This window comes from Salinibacterium sp. GXW1014 (assembly GCF_044769865.1).
Classification (GTDB): Bacteria; Actinomycetota; Actinomycetes; order Actinomycetales; family Microbacteriaceae; genus Homoserinimonas.
On record NZ_JBIZWA010000001.1, the window covers coordinates 755,875 to 776,566 of the forward strand.

General features: G+C 68.2%; 18 protein-coding genes. 3 read left to right on the forward strand and 15 right to left on the reverse strand.

Annotated elements, in window-relative coordinates:
* Positions 1-69: 69 nt before the first annotated feature.
* From ACIQK7_RS03730 to ACIQK7_RS03740, 3 genes are all read right to left on the reverse strand, one after another.
* Positions 70-2,529 (reverse strand): ATP-dependent helicase, encoded by a 2,460-nt coding sequence (locus tag ACIQK7_RS03730; RefSeq protein WP_403021419.1) that lies wholly within the window; start codon positions 2,527-2,529, stop codon positions 70-72.
* 48 nt (positions 2,530-2,577) lie between these two features.
* Positions 2,578-3,795, reverse strand: a complete 1,218-nt coding sequence (locus tag ACIQK7_RS03735; protein WP_403021422.1) for an acetyl-CoA C-acyltransferase — start codon at positions 3,793-3,795, stop codon at positions 2,578-2,580.
* Positions 3,796-3,936: 141 nt separating this feature from the next.
* The gene (locus tag ACIQK7_RS03740) at positions 3,937-4,950 is read right to left on the reverse strand and encodes a glycerophosphodiester phosphodiesterase family protein (protein ID WP_403021425.1); all 1,014 of its coding nucleotides are present in this window, start codon (positions 4,948-4,950) and stop codon (positions 3,937-3,939) included.
* A gap of 71 nt (positions 4,951-5,021) precedes the next feature.
* On the opposite strand from ACIQK7_RS03740, the gene ACIQK7_RS03745 reads away from it, so the two are divergent.
* Positions 5,022-5,255, forward strand: a complete 234-nt coding sequence (locus ACIQK7_RS03745) for a zinc-ribbon domain-containing protein (RefSeq protein ID WP_403021427.1) — start codon at positions 5,022-5,024, stop codon at positions 5,253-5,255.
* Between the two features lie 118 nt (positions 5,256-5,373).
* Positions 5,374-6,159, forward strand: coding sequence for a Bax inhibitor-1/YccA family protein (locus tag ACIQK7_RS03750; protein WP_403021430.1), 786 nt, complete (start codon positions 5,374-5,376; stop codon positions 6,157-6,159).
* 59 nt (positions 6,160-6,218) lie between these two features.
* On the opposite strand, the gene ACIQK7_RS03755 is transcribed toward ACIQK7_RS03750, so the two are convergent.
* From ACIQK7_RS03755 to ACIQK7_RS03785, 7 genes are all read right to left on the reverse strand, one after another.
* Entirely contained in the window at positions 6,219-6,491 is a 273-nt protein-coding gene (locus tag ACIQK7_RS03755; RefSeq protein ID WP_403021432.1) for a hypothetical protein, read from the reverse strand.
* Positions 6,492-6,575: 84 nt separating this feature from the next.
* Complete coding sequence (gene guaA, locus ACIQK7_RS03760) at positions 6,576-8,150, reverse strand: glutamine-hydrolyzing GMP synthase (protein WP_403021434.1); 1,575 nt, start codon at positions 8,148-8,150, stop codon at positions 6,576-6,578.
* Positions 8,147-8,572, reverse strand: a complete 426-nt coding sequence (locus ACIQK7_RS03765) for a DUF3817 domain-containing protein (protein WP_403021436.1) — start codon at positions 8,570-8,572, stop codon at positions 8,147-8,149. Before ACIQK7_RS03765 ends, guaA begins: the two co-directional genes overlap by 4 nt.
* Positions 8,573-8,631: 59 nt before the next feature.
* Positions 8,632-9,414 (reverse strand): SURF1 family protein, encoded by a 783-nt coding sequence (locus ACIQK7_RS03770; RefSeq protein WP_403021438.1) that lies wholly within the window; start codon positions 9,412-9,414, stop codon positions 8,632-8,634.
* 205 nt (positions 9,415-9,619) lie between these two features.
* Complete coding sequence (locus ACIQK7_RS03775) at positions 9,620-11,329, reverse strand: glycerol-3-phosphate dehydrogenase/oxidase (RefSeq protein WP_403021440.1); 1,710 nt, start codon at positions 11,327-11,329, stop codon at positions 9,620-9,622.
* Between the two features lie 61 nt (positions 11,330-11,390).
* Positions 11,391-12,512 (reverse strand): GuaB3 family IMP dehydrogenase-related protein, encoded by a 1,122-nt coding sequence (locus ACIQK7_RS03780; RefSeq protein WP_403021443.1) that lies wholly within the window; start codon positions 12,510-12,512, stop codon positions 11,391-11,393.
* 40 nt (positions 12,513-12,552) lie between these two features.
* A complete protein-coding gene (locus tag ACIQK7_RS03785; RefSeq protein ID WP_403021446.1) occupies positions 12,553-12,882 on the reverse strand; it encodes a hypothetical protein in 330 nt (109 codons plus the stop codon).
* A gap of 120 nt (positions 12,883-13,002) precedes the next feature.
* On the opposite strand from ACIQK7_RS03785, the gene ACIQK7_RS03790 reads away from it, so the two are divergent.
* Entirely contained in the window at positions 13,003-14,442 is a 1,440-nt protein-coding gene (locus ACIQK7_RS03790; RefSeq protein ID WP_403021449.1) for a hypothetical protein, read from the forward strand.
* A 176-nt stretch (positions 14,443-14,618) separates the two neighbouring features.
* Here ACIQK7_RS03790 and ACIQK7_RS03795 read toward each other — a convergent pair whose 3' ends face one another.
* Genes ACIQK7_RS03795 through ACIQK7_RS03815 form a run of 5 tightly spaced genes read right to left on the reverse strand, consistent with a single transcriptional unit; the run spans position 14,619 to position 20,691 of the window.
* Complete coding sequence (locus ACIQK7_RS03795; RefSeq protein WP_403021452.1) at positions 14,619-14,960, reverse strand: hypothetical protein; 342 nt, start codon at positions 14,958-14,960, stop codon at positions 14,619-14,621.
* A 6-nt stretch (positions 14,961-14,966) separates the two neighbouring features.
* Positions 14,967-15,770 carry a hypothetical protein gene (locus tag ACIQK7_RS03800; protein ID WP_403021454.1) on the reverse strand — a complete coding sequence of 268 codons (804 nt, stop codon included), beginning with the start codon at positions 15,768-15,770 and terminating at the stop codon, positions 14,967-14,969.
* The gene (locus ACIQK7_RS03805) at positions 15,754-16,197 is read right to left on the reverse strand and encodes a glycohydrolase toxin TNT-related protein (protein WP_403021457.1); all 444 of its coding nucleotides are present in this window, start codon (positions 16,195-16,197) and stop codon (positions 15,754-15,756) included. The genes ACIQK7_RS03800 and ACIQK7_RS03805 overlap by 17 nt, the downstream gene beginning before the upstream one ends.
* On the reverse strand, positions 16,190-16,759 hold the full coding sequence (locus tag ACIQK7_RS03810; RefSeq protein WP_403021459.1) for a hypothetical protein: 570 nt from the start codon (positions 16,757-16,759) through the stop codon (positions 16,190-16,192). Before ACIQK7_RS03810 ends, ACIQK7_RS03805 begins: the two co-directional genes overlap by 8 nt.
* Positions 16,756-20,691 carry a glycohydrolase toxin TNT-related protein gene (locus ACIQK7_RS03815; protein ID WP_403021461.1) on the reverse strand — a complete coding sequence of 1,312 codons (3,936 nt, stop codon included), beginning with the start codon at positions 20,689-20,691 and terminating at the stop codon, positions 16,756-16,758. Before ACIQK7_RS03815 ends, ACIQK7_RS03810 begins: the two co-directional genes overlap by 4 nt.
* Position 20,692: the final 1 nt, after the last annotated feature.

The following is a 20,692-nucleotide window of genomic DNA, read 5'->3' on the forward strand; positions in this document are numbered from 1 at the left end:
CCTGGTGGACGAAGCTACAGCTTCTCTATCGGGTTCGGCGCGAAGCGACGAACAGACAGGTGGGCGAAGCTACAGCTTCTCGATCGGCGCTATCTTGACGAGGAGGCGCTTGCGGCCTGCCGTGTCGAACTGGATCTCGGCGATGCTCTTGGCCCCGTTGTCGGTGACAGAGCTGACCCGGCCCTCGCCGAAGTCGTCATGACGCACGCGGTCGCCCACCGCGAGTTTGAGGTCACCGTTGTCGCGCACCGTGCCCGTGACCTTGTTGGCCCACTGGGTCTTCTCCCCCGCCTCTGCCTTGCGGGCGGCGCGGGCGAGCGCCGTCGCGCTGGGGCCGCTCGAGAAGCCGTAGCCCGAACCGCCGCCGCGGTCGAAGCCACGCGACGTGGAGCCGGAACCGATCGCATCCCGTCGCGCGTTGAGCGCGCGCGGCTGCGTGCCCCCGCGACTGTTGGCCATGCCGGGCGACTGCCGCCACTCGATGAGGTCGGCGGGAATCTCCTGGAGATACCGCGAAGGCATCGCCACGTTGACGTCGCCGAACTGCGCGCGTGTCATCGCGAGTGAGAGGTAGAGACGGCGGCGGGCACGCGTGATGCCGACATAGAAGAGGCGCCGCTCCTCGGCGGGACCGCCGGGCTCGCCCGCCGACATCTGGTGCGGCAGCAGCCCCTCCTCGACTCCCGTGAGGAACACCGAGTCGTATTCGAGGCCCTTCGCCGTGTGGAGAGTCATGAGCGAGACGGTGCCGCTCGTGTCGTCGAGCTCGTCGGCCGCCGCGACGAGCGTGACCTCCGTGAGGAAGTCGATGAGCGTGCCATCCGGGTTCCGCGTGTTGTATTCGCGGGTCTGGGCGAGGAGTTCCTCGACGTTCTCGGCGCGCGCCTCGTCTTGCGGGTCGCGGGATGCGCGCAGCAGGTCGACATAGCCGGTGCGCTTGAGCACGGCCTCCAGCAGGTCTGCGACGCGGGCGGGCTTGCCCGCGCCCTCCGGCGGGTCGGCCTGCGCCGTGAGCTCGTCGAGCAGCTTCACCAGGTCGGTGATCGCGCCGCGCACCTTGGGGCCGAGGCCGAGCTCGTCGACGTTGCGCATGGCATCCCGCAGCGTCATCTCGTGCTTGTCGGCCCACAGCTGCATGGCCGCCTCGGTCGCGGGACCGATGCCGCGCTTGGGCACGTTCATGATGCGGCGCAGGGCGATGGGGTCGGCCGGATTGGCGATCGCGATGAGGTAGGCCATCGCGTCCTTGATCTCGGCGCGCTCATAGAACTTGGTGCCGCCGAGCACCCGATACGGAATCGCCGAACGGATGAAGATCTCCTCCAGCGCACGCGTCTGCGCGTTGGTGCGGTAGAAGACGGCGATGTCCTTGTAGTCGAGGCCGCCCTCGTGGAGGGTCGTGATCTCGTCGGCGATGAACTGCGCCTCGTCGTGCTGGCTGTAGCCCGTGAAGCCCACGATCTTCTCGCCGGAGCCGATCGTCGTGAACAACTTCTTGTCCTTGCGATCGAAGTTGTTGGAGATGACGGCGTTGGCGGCGTCGAGGATGTTCTGGGTCGAGCGGTAGTTCTGCTCGAGCAGGATGACCTTCGAGTTGGGGAAGTCGCGCTCGAACTCGACGATGTTGCGGATGTCTGCCCCACGGAACGCGTAGATCGACTGGTCGGAGTCACCGACGACCGTGAGCGAGGCGCCCGGGATGCGGCCGACGCCGTCGCGCACGCTGCGGCCATAGCCCAGCTCGGATTCGAGCGAGTCGGCGACGTTTGCATCGACCGGGCGGGTCAGCTCGCGGATGAGCGAGTACTGGGCGTGGTTCGTGTCCTGGTACTCGTCGACGAGGATGTGGCGGAACCGCCGCTGGTACACCGCCGCCACCTGCGGGAAGGCGCGGAAGAGGTAGACCGTCTGGCCAATGAGGTCGTCGAAGTCGAAGGCGTTCGCCCGCTGCAACTCTCGCGTGTAGGTGCGGAAGAGTTCTGCGAAGACCCGCTCGGCCGGGTCGTTGAAGTTCGCGTTGCGCGCGTAGGACTCGACGTCGTTGAGCTCGTTCTTGAGCCGGGAGATCTTGCTCGCGACCGAGCTGACCGTGAAGCCGAAGGCATCCGCCTCCTGCTCCTTGATGATGCGCTTGATGAGCGCCCTCGAGTCAGCCGAGTCGTAGATCGTGAAGTTCTTCGTGAAGCCGAAGTTCTCGGCCTCGCGGCGAAGGATGCGCACGCATGCGGAGTGGAAGGTCGAGATCCACATGCCCTCGGCCGCCTGGCCGATGAGTGCCTCGACGCGCTCGCGCATCTCCGAGGCAGCCTTGTTGGTGAAGGTGATCGCGAGGATCTGGCTCGGCCACGCCTCCTGGGACCGCAGCAGGCCGGCGACGCGGCGGGTCAGCACGCTCGTCTTGCCCGAGCCTGCGCCCGCGACGATCAGCAGTGACTGGCCCCGATATTCGACGGCCTCCCGCTGCTGCGGGTTGAGGCCATCGAGGAGCGGATTCGCGGGGGCGCCGTCGGCGTCGAGAATGAAGGTCATGTCGCCCTCAAGTCTAGGCTCGACCCCTGACAGGGCCCCCGCGATCGACTAGACGACCTCGAAGAGGCCCGCGCCGCCCATGCCGCCACCGATGCACATCGTGACGACGACATACTTGGCGCCGCGGCGCTTGCCCTCGAGGAGGGCGTGGCCCGTCATGCGCGCACCCGACATGCCGTAGGGGTGGCCGATCGAGATAGCGCCGCCGTTGACGTTGAACTTGTCGGGGTCGATGCCGAGCTTGTCGCGGCAGTAGAGGGTCTGCGACGCGAAGGCCTCGTTGAGCTCCCACAGGTCGATGTCATCGACCGTGAGGCCGTGCTGCTTGAGCAGCTTCGGCACGGCGTAGACGGGGCCGATGCCCATCTCCTCGGGCGCGACGCCCGCGACCGCCATGCCGCGGTAGATGCCGAGGGGCTGGAGCCCGCGACGGCTCGCCTCACCGGCCTCCATGAGCACGGCGGCGGATGCCCCGTCAGACAGCTGCGAGGCGTTGCCGGCCGTGACGGTGGCGTGCGAGATGGTGGTGCCGTCGACGGCCTTCGCGCCGTCGGAGAGCACCGTGCGGAGGCTCGAGAGGCCCTCGATCGTGGTCGAGGGGCGGTTGCCCTCATCGAGCTCGAGCGTAACCTCCTTGAAGCTGATCTCGCCCGTCTCCTTGTCCTGCACGCCCATGTTGGCGGTGAAGGGCACGATCTCGTTGGCGTAGAGGCCGGCCTGCTGGGCGGCGGCGACGCGCTGCTGCGACTGGAGCGCGTACTCGTCCTGGTAGTCGCGGCTCACGCCGTAACGCTCGGCGACGATCTCGGCGGTCTCCAGCATCGGCATGTAGATGGAGGGCACATTCTCCTGCAGCCAGGGGTTCAGCATCCGGTGCGTGTTGCGGTGGTTGTTCTGCACGAGCGAGATGGACTCAAGGCCGGCGCCGATGGCGATCTGCTGGCCGTCGACCATGATCTGCTTGGCCGCGGTCGCGATGGCCATGAGGCCAGAACCGCACTGGCGATCCATCGTCATGCCAGAGACGGTCGTGGGGAGCCCGGCGCGGAGGGCGGCCTGGCGGGCCACGTTCATGCCCGTGTTGCCCTCCTGCATGGCGACGCCCATGACGACGTCTTCGACCTCCCCACCTTCGATGCCAGCACGTTCGACGGCGGCGGCGATCGCGTGGCCGGCGAGCTCCTGGCCCTCCGTGTTGTTAAAGGCGCCGCGGTAGGCGCGCCCGATGGGCGTGCGGGCGGTCGAGACGATGACTGCTTCTCTCATGGTGTGTTCACTCCATCGTGGTTCAAGGGGAATGCTGCCATTCCAACACGGGGCGCGGGCGGGCGCCTCTCCCCTGCCGGAGTCGCACGCTTCCCGCCCCGCCGACCATGCCGGAATTGTGACGAGCGCACAAGAGCGGTGTCAGAGGCGGGCGCGGGCGGCGAACGCGAGGTCGGGCTGGTCGGCGAAGACACCGTCGATGCCTGAGGCCATCACGAGATGGAACTCGCCCAGCCAGTCGCCGTAGCGCGAGGCATCCGCCCCTCTTCGCAGGTTGCGCCCGAGGAAGTGGTTCTCGGCGCGGAGGGTCCAGCAGAAGGCGGTGAGCCCGGCGGCGTGTGCCCTGTCGACGACGGATGTGATGCCGAGCGTGTTGCCTGCGGCATCCGTCTGCAGCAGCAGGCGCTTGTCGACACTGATGCCCGCGATTCCCGCGTCGCGCAGGGCGAGCAGCCCCTCGGGCGTGAGGTCGTCGGCGTAGGGGCGCGCGTGCCGCCCGTCGCGCGCCTCACGGTCGGCCGGCGCACCGCTCGCCTCCAGCAAGTAGACGAGGGGCGCAACGACACCTTCGCGACGGATGCCGTGCAGCACGTCGAGCTCGAAGGCCTCGATCGTGAGGCGGTCGTCTTCGGCCCAGCCCGCCGCGCGCAGCTCCTCCGCGACGAGGCGGTCGAGGGGCAGCCCGATGGACGCGAAGTAGGTGGCGTGCTTGATCTCCAGCACAAGCCCGACGCGGCGGGGCGCGGCATCGATGATCTCGAGCAGGTCGCGCAGGCGCAGCACCCCGTAGAAGCCGTTGAAGGTCGCGTTGTCTGGCCGCACCTTCGGCACGCGCTCCCTCGACCGGAGCGTCGCGATCTCGGCCCACGTGAAGTCCTCCGTGAACCAGCCCGTCAGCTTCTTGCCGTCGATCGTCTTCGTCGTGCGCCGCTCGGCGAACTCCGGGCGCTCCGCGACATCCGTCGTCGCCGAGATCTCGTTCTCGTGCCGCAGCACCAGCACACCATCGCGGGTCGGCACGACGTCGGGCTCGATCGCATCCGCGCCGAGGGCGATCGCCAGCTCGTAGGCGGCACGCGTGTGCTCGGGGCGATACCCGCTCGCGCCACGGTGGGCGATCACCAGGGGCCGGGAATGGACGGGCACGGATGTCACGGCTTCACGCTACGCGAGACGGCGCTGTGGATGACACCCCACGACCGCGCCCCCGTTGCTAGCATTCGTGCATGCCACCGTGCTCGAGCTGCAGCGCCGAACTCGCCCAGGACTGGAAGTTCTGCATCTACTGCGGCTCGGCGCTCGTGACGACCGCCGCCGTTCCCGGCGCCATCCGGCCAGAGGATGCCGCGGCCGCCCCACGCACACGCCTCGACGTGCCACTGCTCATCGGCATTGTGCTGGGCGTCGCCGGCGCCGCGCTGCTGGTCTACATGGGCATTCTTTTCTTCGGGCCGCACTGAATTGCCCGCTGCGCAAGATTCGCAGCATGAGAGGGAACACCTCCTATAAGTTTGGTGTTGTACCCCGCAGAGGCGTCACGCCTCGCCAGACCCGGTACCACCAAGGAGAAGACCACAGATGGCCAACCCCGCATTCAGCAACTCGCCTGCATTCGCGGCGGGTGCAAAGGCAGTCGACTACTCGAAGCCCATCTCGGCCGAGGAACTCGACGCCATGTACGGTCGCCCCTCGGCGACCCCCGTCGACACCGACCGGATGTCGTACGAAGACACGATCGTCAAGACGCTCATCGCCTTCGGCGTGCTCGTCGCCACCGCCGCCGTCGGCTGGTTCGTGCCGCTGCTCATGATCCCGGGTGCGATCGCCGGTTTCGTGCTCGCGCTCGTCAACATCTTCAAGAAGCAGCCCTCGCGCGGGCTGATCCTCGCGTATGCGGCGGCCCAGGGGTTGTTTGTCGGTGGTATCTCGATGTTCTTCGCCGCAGGATTCGGCTTCGACATCGTGCCGCAGGCTGTCTTCGGCACGCTCGGCGTTGTCGGCATCACCCTCGTGCTCTTCCTCAATGGCAAGGTGCGCACCAGCCCCCGCATGACGAAGATCTTCCTCGTCGGCATGGTCGGTTACGCCGTGTTCTCGCTCATCAACTTCGGGCTCGTCGCGTTCGGCGCGACCGAGAGCATGTTCGGCCTGCGTGACGCCCACCCGCTCATCAGCATTGGGCTCGGCATCCTCATCGTGCTCCTCGCGGCCTACTCGCTCGTCATGGACTTCGAGAACGTGAAGACCGGCGTGGAGCGTGGCGCTCCCCGCATCTTCGGATGGCAGGCCGCCTTCGGCATCATGGTCACCGTCGTGTGGCTCTACGTCGAGATCCTGCGCCTCATCGCGATCTTCCGCGAGTAGTCTCCGCAAGCATGAAAGGGCCGTCCCGCGAGGGGCGGCCCTTTTCGTATGCCCGTGGCTTAGGCCTCGCGGCGGCGCCCGAAACGTCGACGCTTGGGCGCTTCAACCGCTTGCGCCGGCGAAGGATCCTCCACCGGCACGGGGACCGCTCGCAGGGTGGAGATGCCGCGCTCGGAGTCCTTCACGAGACGCGTCCAGTCACAGCGCACGCACTGCACCACGTAGCGGTGCACAGAAAGGCCCGTGCCGAAGAAGGGATTGGGCACGGTACGAGTACGCGAACGGCACGACGGGCAGGGGATATCCCTGACATCAATCCGCTCGCGGTACATCCCACAATGGTAAACCGACAGGTCTACCCGTCTGTCCCCCAAATATGCAGCGATGTACCCCGGTTGCCCGGGATTACCGCCGGCTCATTCCCACTCGATCGTTCCCGGCGGCTTCGACGTGACGTCGAGCACGACCCGGTTCACATCCTTGACCTCGTTCGTGATGCGGTTCGAGATGCGGGCAAGCACGTCATAGGGCAGGCGAGTCCAGTCCGCCGTCATGGCATCCTCACTCGAGACCGGCCGCAGCACGATCGGGTGCCCGTAGGTGCGGCCGTCGCCCTGTACGCCAACCGAACGCACGTCGGCCAGGAGCACGACGGGGCACTGCCAGATCTCCTCGTCGAGCCCGGCGAGGGTCAGCTCGGCGCGGGCGATCGCATCCGCCTTGCGCAGGATCTCGAGGCGCTCCTTGGTGACCTCACCGACGATGCGGATGCCGAGGCCCGGGCCGGGGAACGGCTGGCGGCCCACGATGACCTCGGGAAGGCCGAGCTCGCGGCCGATCTGGCGCACCTCGTCCTTGAAGAGGGCGCGCAGCGGCTCGACCAACTCGAACGTCATGTCCTCGGGGAGCCCGCCGACGTTGTGGTGGCTCTTGATGTTCGCGGTGCCGGAGCCGCCGCCCGACTCGACGACGTCGGGGTAGAGCGTGCCCTGCACGAGGAAGCGGATGGGGTCACCCTCCTCCTCCATCGACTCAGCGACGAGCTGGGCCTGCGCCGCCTCGAAGGTGCGGATGAACTCGCGGCCGATGATCTTGCGCTTCTGCTCGGGGTCGCTCACGCCGGCGAGCGCCGTGAGGAACTGCTCCTCGGCATCGATCGTGATGAGGCGCACGCCCGTGGCCTTGACGTAGTCCTCCTCGACCTGGCGGCGCTCGTCCTGGCGCAGCAGGCCATGGTCGACGAAGACGCAGGTGAGCTGGTCGCCGACGGCCTCATGCACGAGCGCGGCCGCAACGGCGGAGTCGACACCACCCGAGAGCCCGCAGATGACCTTGCCCGTGCCGATCTGCTGGCGGATGCGCGCCACCTGCTCCTGGATGACATTGTCGGCATTCCAGTCGTTGGGGATGCCCGCGGCGCGGTGCAGGAAGTTCTCCAGCACACCCTGGCCGTGGGCCGAGTGCTTGACCTCCGGATGCCACTGCACGCCGTACAGCTTGCGCTCGTCATCCGCGAACGCGGCCACCGGGGTTGCGACGGTCGAGGCGAGCACGCGGAAACCCTCGGGGGCCTTCGCGACACTGTCGCCATGCGACATCCATGCCGTCTGCGTCTCGGGCTGACCCTCGAGCAGCACGCCGCTGTCGACGACGTTGATCTCGGTCGATCCGTATTCGCGCTGACCCGTGTGCGCGACCTCGCCGCCCAGTTGCTTCGCCATGACCTGGAAGCCGTAGCAGATGCCGAAGACGGGCACGCCGAGCTCAAGGATGCCCTCGTCGAGCTGCGGGGCGCCGGGCTCGTAGACACTCGAGGGGCCGCCCGACAGCACGATGCCGACGGGCGCCTTCGCGGCGATCTCCTCGGCGCTGATCGTGTGCGGGACGATCTCCGAGTACACACCCGCCTCGCGCACACGACGCGCGATCAGCTGGGCATACTGCGCCCCGAAGTCGACGACGAGGACTGGCTTCTGCTCGGTCTCGCTCACGCGGGAACCTCCTTGGGCTCGATCTGGGCGAGGCGAGCCTCGACGAAGCTGGGAACGGTGCGCTCGAAGTAGAACGACAGGAACGGGATGACGCCGCCGAGGGCGATCAGCAGGAAGCGACCGAAGGAGAAGCGCAGCAGGCGCCACAGCACGAAGTCGCAGGCGAGGTAGAGCACGTAGAACCAGCCGTGCATGATCAGGATGATCGTCGACACGTTCACGCCGGTGATGTCAGCCTGCGGCGTCAGGGCAAGGAATCCGTCCTGGCCGCCCAGCTCGATGTCGCCACCCAGTCCGTAGCGGGTGACCATCATCACGACGAGCGCGATGAGGAAGAAGCCCGTGATGTACGACGACACCTTGTAGACGGTGAGGGTCTTGCGGATGCGGGGGACGTCAGAGGGGCGCGGGCCGAGGGGCATAGCCCCAGTTTACCGGGCGACAACTGGGCTTCAGCCCCGCGCTCGGGCCGCGGGCTGCGTCAGGCTGACGCGGCTGCGGCGGCTTCCTGTCGCTCGTGCTCCTCGACCTCCCAGGCATCCTTCACGAGACGCCACCAGAGGAAGATCGCGAAGCCAGCGAAGATCGCCCATTCGGCCGCGTAGAAGATGTTGAGCCAGTTGATCTCCTGCTCAAGCGGCGGCGGAGGCGCATCGATCTGCGTCAGACCCGCAGCGGGGCCATCGGCAATCACGTAGCCGCCATAGATGCCGGCCTCGTCGACGGTCGACCAGAGGTTCGCAAACGCTGCCGGCGCCATGGCGCTCAACTCGCCCGCCTCGAAGTCCGAGTTCTGGGGCGCCTCGCCCATGACGTAGCGACCCTCGATGGTGACCACCTCACCAGCGGATGCTTCGGCCTCGAGCTCGGCCGCGGCATCCGTCACCTCGTCCTCGTCGGCGGACCACCCGAGTGCCACGGCGAGCCCCGCCCCGTCGACGGTGGTGAGGTGCCCCACGAGCCAGAAGCCGGGATCGTCGTCGTGGTAGCGCTCGCTCAGGACGAGCGTGTCATCCGGCACCCAGGTGCCCTCGACTGACACGAGCTGGCCATCGTGCGCGGCCGCGACAGGACCCTGCGGCTCGGCGAGCTCCGTGAGCGGCACGGTCGCCTCGGTCTCGCGCGTGACGATCTCGCCAGAGGCGAAGCTACGTTCGAGCTGCCACTGGCCGAGGCCCGCGAATGCGGCGGCGACACCGAGTGCCAGGAACAGCGCGGCGATCCACCGCGGCCGACGCGCCACCGACCACATGCTGCTGCTCACCGCACCAGCCTAACGGCGCGCGGCTGGGCGCTCTCCGCCGTGCGCCCTTCGCCCTGCCGATGCCGCTCGGTGCGCGGCGCTCCGAACGTCGGATGACTGAGTTTCGGACAGATGATCGTGCCGCGGCGCGATCATCTGTCCGAAACTCAGTCATGCGCGCGGGAAGCGAGGCGCCGGGCGACCGGGAGGTTCGAGGAAGCACCCATCACAACGAGATGTCGGGGGCTTCCAGCCGCACGCGGTCGGCGGATGCGTCATCCGGTTGCTGCTGGCTGGCGCGCTCCGCCTCGACCCGGCGCAGGTAGTGCTGCACCTCGCGCTCGACGCGTTCCTCGCTCCAGCCGTGCACGCGCGCCATGAGCCGGGCCGCGACGGGTGCTGCCTCGATGCCGCGGTCCCACGCCTCGATCGAGATGCGGGTGCGGCGGGCGAGCACGTCATCGAGGTGCAGGGCGCCCTCGTGCGAGGCCGCGTAGACGACCTCGGCCTCGAGGTAGTCGTCGGCACCCGGCAGCGGAGTGTTGAGCGACGGGTCGTCGCGCATGAGGTCGAGCAGCTCATCCGTCAACGTCCCGTATCGGTTGAGCAGGTGCTCGATGCGCACCTTGTGCACGCCGAACGCGCGGGCGATCTTGGCGCGCTTGTTCCATGCCGCCTGGTAGCCCTCGGCACCGAGCAGGGCGATGTCTTCGGTCGTGCTGCGCGGCACGCGTCCGTCGAGGGCAGCGGATGCGGCATCCACCGCGTCCTTCGCCATGACCCGGTAGGTGGTCCACTTGCCGCCCGCGACGACCACGAGCCCGGGGACCGTGTGGGTGACGATGTGTTCGCGCGAGAGCTTGGAGGTCTCGTCGGACTCTCCCGCGAGCAAGGGTCGCAGCCCCGCGAAGACGCCCTCGACGTCGTCGCGCGTGAGCGGCACCGCGAGCACCCGGTTGACGTGCTCGAGCAGGTAGTCGATATCGGCGGCCGTCGCGGCGGGGTGTGCCTTATCGAGGTCCCACTTGGTGTCGGTCGTGCCGATCAGCCAGTGCCGCCCCCACGGAATCACGAAGAGCACGCTCTTCTCCGTTCGCAGCAGCAGGCCGACCTTCGACTGGAAGCGGTCGCGCGGCACGACGAGGTGGATGCCCTTCGACGCCCGCACCTTGAAGGTGCCACGCTCGCCGACCATGCGCTGCGTGTCATCCGTCCACACGCCTGTCGCGTTGATGACCTGTCGCGCCTTGATCTCGAACACCTCGTCGGTCAGGAGGTCGCGGGCCGTGACGCCGACGACGCGCTGCCCCACCTTGAGGAAGCCCTCAACCCGCACCCGACTCGCGACCTTCGCCCCGTAGGACGAGGCCGTGCGCGCAAGGCTCGACACATAGCGGGCGTCGTCGACCTGCGCGTCGTAGTAGGTGATGCCGCCCGCGAAGGCATTCTTCTTGAGGCTCGGGATGCCGCGAAGCACCTGTCGCTTCGTGTGGTGCCGGTGGTGGGGCACACCCGGAGGGTGGTTTCCCGTGCGGGCGAAGAGGTCGTAGAGCACCATGCCGGCGCCGATGTAGAAGCGCTCGAAGACGTTGCGCACGGGGTAGAGAAAGCGCACGGGCTTCACCAGGTGTGGGGCGATGCGCTGCAGCAGCAGGCCGCGCTCGATCAGCGCCTCGCGCACGAGCCGGAAGTCGAGCTGCTCCAGGTAACGGATGCCACCGTGCACGAGCTTCGAAGAACGGCTCGAGGTGCCCGAACCCCAGTCGCGCGCCTCCACCATGCCGACACTCAGGCCGCGGGTGACGGCATCGAGCGCGCAGCCCGTGCCGACGATTCCGCCGCCGATGACGAGCACGTCGAGTTCACGGGTGCGAAGGGCCTCGATCGCGGCCTCGCGCTCCTCGGGTCCCAGCTTGGATGAATGACTGACCGTCATGCGGCTCCCCTCTCTCCGTGGCCGATGCTAGCCCGGGAGGGTCGACGGCGGCTGGGTGGGGTTAGTGGGGAACGTAGGGCGCGACGACCACGTCGACGCGCTGGAACTCCTTCAGGTCGGAGTAGCCCGTCGTCGCCATCGAGCGCTTGAGTGCACCGACGAGGTTCGACTTGCCGTCCGCCGTCTCGGAGGGGCCGAAGAGCACCTGCTCGAGGGGGCCGACCTGGCCGACCTCGACGCGGTGGCCGCGCGGAAGCTCGGGGTGGTGTGCCTCAGCACCCCAGTGGTACCCGCCGCCCGGGACATCCGTCGCCCGCGCCAGCGTCGTGCCGAGCATGACGGCATCGGCGCCCATCGCGATCGCCTTGGCGATGTCGCCGCTCGTGCCGAGCCCGCCGTCGGCGATCACGTGCACGTAGCGGCCGCCGGACTCGTCCATGTAGTCGCGACGTGCGCCCGCGACATCCGCCACCGCGGTCGCCATGGGGGCGTGGATGCCGAGGCTCGCGCGCGTGGTCGAGGCCGCGCCGCCGCCGAAGCCGACGAGCACACCGGCAGCGCCCGTGCGCATGAGGTGCAGCGCGGGCGTGTAGCCGGCCGCGCCACCGACGATGACGGGCACGTCGAGCTCGTAGATGAACTTTTTGAGGTTGAGCGGCTCCTGGTTCTGGGAGACGTGCTCGGCGCTCACGGTCGTGCCGCGGATGACGAAGAGGTCGACACCCGCCTCGACGACGGTCTTGTAGAGCTGCTGCGTGCGCTGCGGGGAGAGCGAGCCGGCGACCGTGACACCGGATGCCCGGATCTCGGCGATGCGCGCCGTGACGAGCTCTGGCTTGATGGGCTCCGCGTAGATCTGCTGCATGCGGCGCGTGGCCTCGGCGGCGGGAAGCGTGCGGATCTCCTCGAGCAGCGGCTCGGGGTTCTCGTAGCGCGTCCAGACACCCTCGAGGTCGAGCACCCCGAGTCCGCCGAGCTGGCCGATGCGGATGGCGGTCTCAGGCGAGACGACCGAGTCCATGGGGGCGGCCAGGATGGGCACGTCGAAGGTGAAGGCGTCGATGGTCCAGTTGACCGAGACATCCTTCGGGTCGCGGGTGCGCCGGTTCGGCACGATCGCGATGTCATCGAACGCGTACACACGGCGTGACCGCTTAGCGCGGCCGATCTCTATCTCCTGCACCGGCCCAGCCTAGCGCGAGCCCCTGTCACGCGGCCCGGAACTACCAGCCGGGGTAGCCGGCGCAGGCAGTTGAGAGCAGGTTCACGCCTGACTCCTGGTCGGCGAACGCCCTCCACGCTGCCTCGGCGTCGCCCGCCTTGGCCGCCTCCTCGAGCGCGTCGATGTTCGACGGCGCTCCCCCAGCCCACTGGCGGTAGCTCGGGTTGTCGATCCCGTCGGCGCCCTCGTTCGCGACGGCACGCAGGCGCTGCACGACGGGCAGCACGGCATTCAGCCTGCTCGCGTTGCCCTGCACCTCGATCATGAGCGGCGTCAGCTCGAGGATGATGTCGCGGAGCCGGTCACAGCGTTCGGCGAGTACGTCGTTCATGGGGTCCTTTCGTCGCGTGCGTCGCGAGTCTATCGAGCGGCCCCCGTCTTGGGGCCACAGGGCCGGTAGAATCCTGACGACCACGGGCATCCGTCGGTCATCTCCGGCGGAAGGGTGCCCGTGAGCCTGTACGAGAGTGTGTTCGCCGCGAACCCCGACTTCGAGCGGCGGCGCTCATGGCCCCGCACGGTGCTCGCGCTCGCGCTGGCTGCCATCGCCGCGGGGGCGCTCGTGTGGCTCATCCTGAACTTCGCCGACGTGCAGCGTGGCGCCACCGAACAGGCCGAGCGCTCGGTCGTGCTGCGCAACGAGGTCTTCACGCGTATCGCGCCCCTCGGCGGTCTCGTGATCGCCGCCGTCGCGACGCCGTGGCTGCTGTGGTGGGCCGCGACCGGATGCCACGTGTGGGTGCGACGGGAGACCGGAGCGCGGCTGCGCCGTCGCGCCGGCGTTGGCTTCGCGGGCGGCGTGCCGACCATGAAGTCGCTGCACGCCCGCTTCGCGACGGGCGACCCCGGCGTCTACACGCCCGTGCCGGAGGCTCGCGCGGACGGCATCGTGGAGGTGTGGGACGTGCCCGAGGACTCGATCGCCTACGTCGGCATGTCGGTCGGCCGTTCGCGCAAGAGCGTCGTGCCCGCCGAACTCATCGTCTTCACCGGCCGGCCCTACGAGGCACTCGGGGCGGCGCTCAAGAACCAACTGCACCGGCCCCTGCCCGAGGACCAGAACCCCATGCGCGGCGTCACCGACGCGGCGCCCGTCGTCACCTCGGCGGTCGAAGCAACCTCGCCGGAGGCTGTGCTCGCGGCCGAGGCATCCGACACCAAACTGCAGAAGTGGGCCGCCTACCTGCAGGGCGGCGGCGTGCAGGAGGAGCAGGTCGACGCGGCCGGAATCACCCGCGCGCGACGCTGGAACACGATCATCCTCGCCGTGAGCGCCGCCCTTCTGCTGGGTGGCGCCGTCGGCCTGGTGGTGCTGTTCACCTCCTCCGGCGTGCGGGTGAGCCTGCCGATCGTGCTGGCGATCTTCCTGCTGCTGCTCGGGCTCATCTTCGTGCCGCGGATGCTCCGCCTTCGCCGGAACCTGCAGCATCCTGATGCGACGATGGCCGTCTCCACGCAGGGCATCACGCTCCCGGCGGTCGGGCTCATCGCGTGGGACGAGCTCGTCGGGCTGGTCTACCTCGATGACACGGCTCGCACGAACACCGCGCTTCGGGTTCCCATCACCGGCTGGGGCGCGCGCCTGGCCTTCCGCGCGGGCGAGGGATCGATCGGCCTGACGATCGGCGTGCGCGACGGGGCCACCCTGCGGGAGCGCAGCGGCGCGCGCATCCGCCTCTGGAACGCCACCCCCGAGGGCACCCGCGCCGGCGACCTCACGGTTCCCCTCGATGTGCGGCTCACCCCCGATGCTCGCGAACGCTTCGTCGCCGCCGTGCGCGGTGGCGCCATCGCGGCCGGGGTGCCGTTCCACGTCGCGAACGGCACGATCGACTACGCCAAACGCGTCGGGCGGATGCTCGACCCGAAGTGGCCGGCAGAGCTGCGGTAGGGGCATCCGGGGTGCTTCTCTGCTGCGGGGGTCGCCGCTGACGCGGTCGACCTGCGGTTAACGGCAAACAATTGCCATGCCGTCGCGGCGTGTCGACCCCCGCCCCGCGGCGAGTCGCCGCAAAACGTTGCTGTTAACCGCGCCGCGTCTTCAACTTCGCGGTCGTGCGTCACGCATCATCGGCGCGGAGGACCGTCGGCACCCCATTCAACTTCGGGGTCGTGGGTGAAGTCGTAGGACATCACCCCATCGCGGGCGAGGGTAAGTTCTACGGCGTGCCAGGCGTGCTCGCCACCGGCCATGATCCGCCGTAGCTCGGCGAAATCGGCGGCAAGGTCTGCGGGTGGCGCGGTGTGCACCGTCCGCCCCTCGCTGTCACGCGGCCTGAACCAGACCCGCTCGCCCTGATCACCGACGGAGTACGCGACGGAGACGGCCTGCCATGAGGTCTTATAGAGGCGTTGGAAGACCTTCGCCGCGATCGTCAGCTGAAGATCCTTCTGCGCTTCGGAGGCCACGATCGCTCATCCGGCGGCGCGCTTGCGACGCGCCTCCTCGAAATACTCGGCGGGAGTGCGGTCGCCGGTACGGAACGCGTCCAGCAGTTGCGCGAACGTCATGCTCGAGTTGCCCCAGAGCGCCGAGCCGTCGGCAGCGAGGATCACGGAGGACCCGCCGCGCACGGGGTTGACTGCGTAGAGCGCGTCGTCCTCCGCGAGCACACGGTGATGATCGATTACGACCTGCTCGTCAACATTGAGGTAGTCGGCCAGCTGACGGATCTGCTCCTCGCTGACGCCGCTCTCACGAGAGGACTCGCGGGGCTTCGCGGCGGGGAACCGAGCACCGGCGTCGGGGTCCAAAATGTCGTTCACGATCTCCTCGATCGGTCGAAGGGCGTACTGGCTGAACTGCACGGCGACGAACTCGTTGCCCGCACCGAAGCCTGCCCAGCGCTCGACCCCGTCGACCTGCCAGGTAAGGAACACGTTTCGCGACTCATCGTGCACGAGGGTGAATTCCTCGGGAACGGATGCCTCGTCGACGGGCAGGCGCACCGGCTCGAGGCCCTCGTGGTAACGGACGAGCTGGCCAGCGTTGAACGCCACGTACTTCTGCAGGGACGCGGCATCCGGAGACCACAGCTTCAGCGAGGGGTCGCCCTTGACGGCGCGGCGGGCCAACTGGATGTACTGCTCCCCCTCGAGGAAGAGATACCCGTGGGCATAGTCGCCGAGGCAGGTCTCCCCCTCAGTGCCGGTGGCCCGCACGTTCCATCCGAGACGAGCAACGAGACCGGCCAGGGCTGGCTCAATCAGCAACGACATCAAGAACCCCCGTGTCCAGCAATTCGAATGCGTTCATCTTCTGGCCGTTGACGCCGAGCACGACCACGTACATCGCGCCGCCGCTGCGACCGAATGCGGGAGCGGTGCGCCCCACCTCGATCTGCCAACCGGCGGGAAGGCTACCGGTAAGTCGATAAGTATGGATGCGGTGGTTCACCGCCTCGGGCAGCAGAGCGCGCTGGTCGAAGTCGCCACCCAGCACGGTGAACACCTCCCCGTCGGGCGGGCCCACCTGGTCGACGATGTCGGAGAAGTCGGCGGCGAAAGACCGCGCGTCCGAGTACCGCACCCGCTTGTCGGGAACGCCACCGCTGGCGGGAACAGGACGCAGGTTGCCGAACTCGTCGATGTACCGCGCCGCCCAATCCTCCGCCGTTAGCGGACGGCCCTGCCCGGAGTCACTCATGTCGCCCCTTCGTGTATTTCTCGAAGTCTTCGAATGTGTATATCGGCAACGGTCTCGCCCCGGCCTCGTTCAGTAGTTCACGGTATCGCTCTCGCGTCGCGAAAACCGGCGCTCCGTCGTCAGAACAATGCGCCGCGTAGACCTCCTCGAACGAAAAGGCCACGAGCTGCCCGAGGCGACACGGAGCCAGGACGTCATCTTTAGGAAACTGCGCCCACTGGGCATCGCCCCACGTCAGCCGAATGCCTTCGCCCGATTGCGACATGTTCACTGAGGACGGAAGGTCGAAAATGTATCGCCGCCATTTCGGATACGCACGCGGCACCGCAGTGAGAGCCACTGAGTTGACCGCTTGCGCCGAATTGGTCGTGAAATCGTGAGTCTCGACTCCACGATTGCGATGGGCAACCTCGATGGTGTCGTCCTGGCGGACGCGCAGGATCACCTGCGTCTCACTGTCACCGAACTCGGCTGCGTGCGCATCCAACCGCACGACCCAACCGGCAACGGCCTCCATCTCCGAGACCACCCGTCGATCAAGTGTCGTCCTGAGATCAGTCAACGGGAATCCCGGGCGCCGACGGCCGTGAAAATCTCGATGATTCCCCGGTCCTCGAGAACATCCAGCGGAACGGCCGTACCGGATTCATCCCTGACGAGAACCTGCAGTCCGCCGCCGGGTTGCCCGTAAGCGTCCGCGATCCGCCCGATCTCAATCTTCCAACCCTCATGGAGACGCGCCCCGTGAACCCAAGAGACCTCATGGAAGTTCTCAGTTTTTGATTGGCTCGGGGGAAGGGCCCTTGAGGCGAAGTCACCGCCGCCGATGCCCATGAACGTGCCATTCGCGGTGCCGCCAATGCGGTCCACCGAAAGGTTGCCGAAGTCAGCAATGAATTCGTCCAGGCCCGCGTACTCCACGCGCGAATCAAGTTTCGCACCCTGATTCGGCGCCCAATCCATCTCTCCGTATGCGGGCACTGTGCCATCGGCGCCTGCTACAGGCGCATTGACATAGCGGTCGGACCACGAGCTGTGGTCGAGTGGGTTGCCTGCCTCATCCCGTCCCCACGGGGCGGACGAGTCGAAATCAAGCAGCTTCGCTGCAGCTCCCTCGGATCCGGGATTTGCTGGACCGTAGTTGGGGTTGAGGATGCCGGGGTTCACCTTGGGGCGGTTGTAGGCCTTGACCTGGTCCTTCACCTCTTGGCTCTCAGAGACGCGAGCGTCAGAGTTTCCGGGATGCGTTCCGTCGATGATGCTTTCCTGGTACGCCGAGAGGGGTTGCATCACGGTGGGGTCGCGGGGCGCGGAGCTGCCCCTCGCATCGTCAGGAGTGGAGGAATCGCCATCGACGGCTTCTGAAGTATCCGCCGCCCCTGAATCGGAAGCCTCCGGCGTTGTCGCAGGGTCGACCGCCGCGTCCCAGTGCACGACATCGCCGTACTCCGGTGGCCAGGAGTGGATCTGGCCTGTCTGGCCGTCGACTGCGACGACATTGGTGCCGTCGTAGTAGGCGTTGAACCAGTGGCCTGCCTGGGGGTCGCCATTGGCATCCGGCGCGCGATCAACTCCGACGACCGCGTGCGATCCTGCGCCGCCCGCGATCAGCTGGTCACGGATCTGGTCGGGGGTCATCGTCACCTGAGGGCGACCTGTCGCGGCCTCCATCTCGGGGACGCTGAGAGTGTCGGTACCCGCAACAGGTGTGCCGTTGCCGTTGAGCCGGTTGTACACGGCAGCGCTCGTCGAACCGCAGTTGTTCGACCTTGGGTCGGTCGGATCACCAGTGAATCCGGGGTTGACCTCGCCGAGCCAGGACTTGATGTCTTCGAGCGATGGGACATCCTCGGCCGGTGTCTGGCCGTCCGCCGAGTCGTCGGGCGACGACGGATCGTCGGTCTCGCGCGATGCCGAGTCGGGGGCTTCCGGGGCGTCTGAGGTTTCCGCAGAGGGCGCCTCGGGGCTCGTGGGAGCCTCCGGGGTCCCGGCCGACGGCGCCTCCGGCGTGCCAGGCGTGCCCGTCGAGGGGGCCATCGGCGTGCGGCTGCTGCCCGACACCGGGTTCGTGAAGTTCACGATCTTCGGGCTCACGGCGGCGACACCGGCTGCCCCAGCGGCGCCGGCCGCCATCGCTGCCGCATCCTCCGGGTCGAAGCCGTCGGGCGACTCCGGCGCATCCGACTCCGGCGCGTTTGAGAACTCGACGGGCGGTACTGGGCCGTCGGTGTCGAGCGGCGCGTCTGTGTCGGGGAGGTTCGAGAACTCGACCGGCGGCACCGGGGCGTCCGAGTCGACGGGAGTGTCAGACTCCGGCGCGTTCGAGAACTCCGCGGGCGGCACGGGGCCGTCGAAGTCGACCGGCGCGTCTGTGCCCGGTGCGTGCGAGAACACGGGGGCGCGACCAACCGGTGCGCCGCCCGCGGGAGCGTCGGATGCGCTGGGCGCCTCAGGAGCGGTGGGCGCCTCGGGAGCCGTCGGGCTCTCCGGAGCGGGGGTGCTCGGAGCCTCCGGCGTGCTCGGCGTTGAGGGTGCCTCTGGCGAGCTCGGCGTGGAAGGCGCCTCGGGCGTCGACGGCGTGCTCGGTGCCTCAGGCGTGGAGGGGGTGCTCGGAGTCGACGGTGCTTCCGGCGTGCTGGGAGCGGAAGGCGCCTCCGGCGTGCTGGGTGTCGAGGGCGCTTCCGGAGTCGACGGAGTAGACGGTGCCTCCGGAGTCGACGGGGTGGAGGGCGCTTCCGGGGTGCCCGGGGTCGAAGGTGCTTCCGGCGTGGACGGCACCTCGGGCGTGGAAGGCGCTTCCGGCGTGCTCGGCGCCTCGGGCGTGCTCGGGGTCTCCGGCGTCGATGGCACCTCGGGGGTGTTCGGGGCTTCCGGCGTGGACGGCGTCTCGGGGGCCGAAGGTGCCTCGGGGGTGGACGGCACGTCCGGCGTTCCGCCGTTGCCGCCACCATTACCGCCGCCACCACCGCCACCGGGCGTGGGGGCTTCGCCACCGCTCGGCACATCGACCGATGGGCCGCCGCCGCCAGGCGTGCTGCCGCCACCGCCGCCGCCGGGCTGGGGTGCGTTGGAGCCGTCGACATTCACTGGGGAGGGCGAGCTGGGGCTCGAGGAGCCGCCACCGTTGCCTCCAGACGGGGTGGGTGCGTTGACCTCGGGGGTGGTGACCGTGGAGGTACCGCCTCCGCCACCCGAACCCGTGTTGGTCTGGGTGTGGCCACGTCCGCCGAGCGCAGGCCGCATCACACCGCCGAGGATCGTGCCACCAACCATGGCCGAGAGCGGGTTGAAGCCGCCCTCCGGCATCGTCAGGCCGAACTCCGTCGTGTAGGAGACGAGGCCATCCGTGGCACCTTCGGCCGTGCCCGCAATCACGTTGCGCCCCACTCGGTTGGAACTGCCCGCGACGACGTTGCCGACGGGGCTGGAAGCCGTGCCGCCGAGGAAGCTTGCGGCACCGGCAACCCACACGCTCTGGCCCTCGTAGTCGGAGTCGAGCGCGCCGCGGACCGAGTTGACACTCGCCTGCACGGTGATCGTGGCGACCGCGCTCTGTGCACCTTCGGCGACGGCACGGAGCAGCCCGCGGAGGAACAGCTTCTGCGCGGCGACCCACGTCTTCAGCTTGTTGATAAGCATCGCGATCTTGACGACCCAGCGCGCGATCGTCGTTCCCGCCTTCGCCATCATCGCGGCCGTACCGATGCCGGCCGTGAGGGGGCCGAGCACGAGCCCGATGCCAATGTCGAGCATGATCTCGGCGACCATCTGTCCGACCATCCACATGAGCTCTTCGCGCGTCTTCTCGACGTTCTCGGCGAAGGAGTCGAGCCCCTGGTACATGGCATCAGCGTTGCCGGAGATGTCGCCGAGGAGCGTGACCACGCGAGTGCGACAGGCGAGGATGGCAGCCTTCTGCGGGATGTCCATCGACTGGACCGCGCTGAACGAGGAGGAGACGGAGCTCTTCACCTTGGTGAGGTCGGAGCTGAAGGTGTCCCACGCCGTGGCGGCACTGCGAAGCTTGCCCACGTTCCCCGTGGGGATGACGACTCCCGCAGCGGCGAGTGCGTCTTCGATGAGCTCCTGGAACTCGCCGCCGAACGGGCCGGGCAGGAAGTCGCCGCCGAGGCAGTTGGGGATCGACCGCGCCGAGTACTCGCCCGGTGCCGTCACCGTGATGCTGCACGAGGAGGGGTCCTTGAGCGCACCGACCATCTCGGCCTGCTTGTAGGCGCGGGCCGTGCCAGTGATGGCGGCGTCGAGCGCGCGAAGCACGGTGACCATGCTGGCCGCGCCCTCGATCACCTTGGGAGCCTCGGTGTCGTAGAACTCGGCGAAGTCCTCCGCGGAGTTGTCGTCGCCGGCCATGCCGGACGAGCCCGCGAGCGAGGAGGTCACCGAGGTGATGTAGGAACGCAGGTCGGATGCGATCGAGTGCAGGTCGTCGCCGTCGCCGGCGAGAACAGTGGGATTGACCCTCACGTGTGTCATG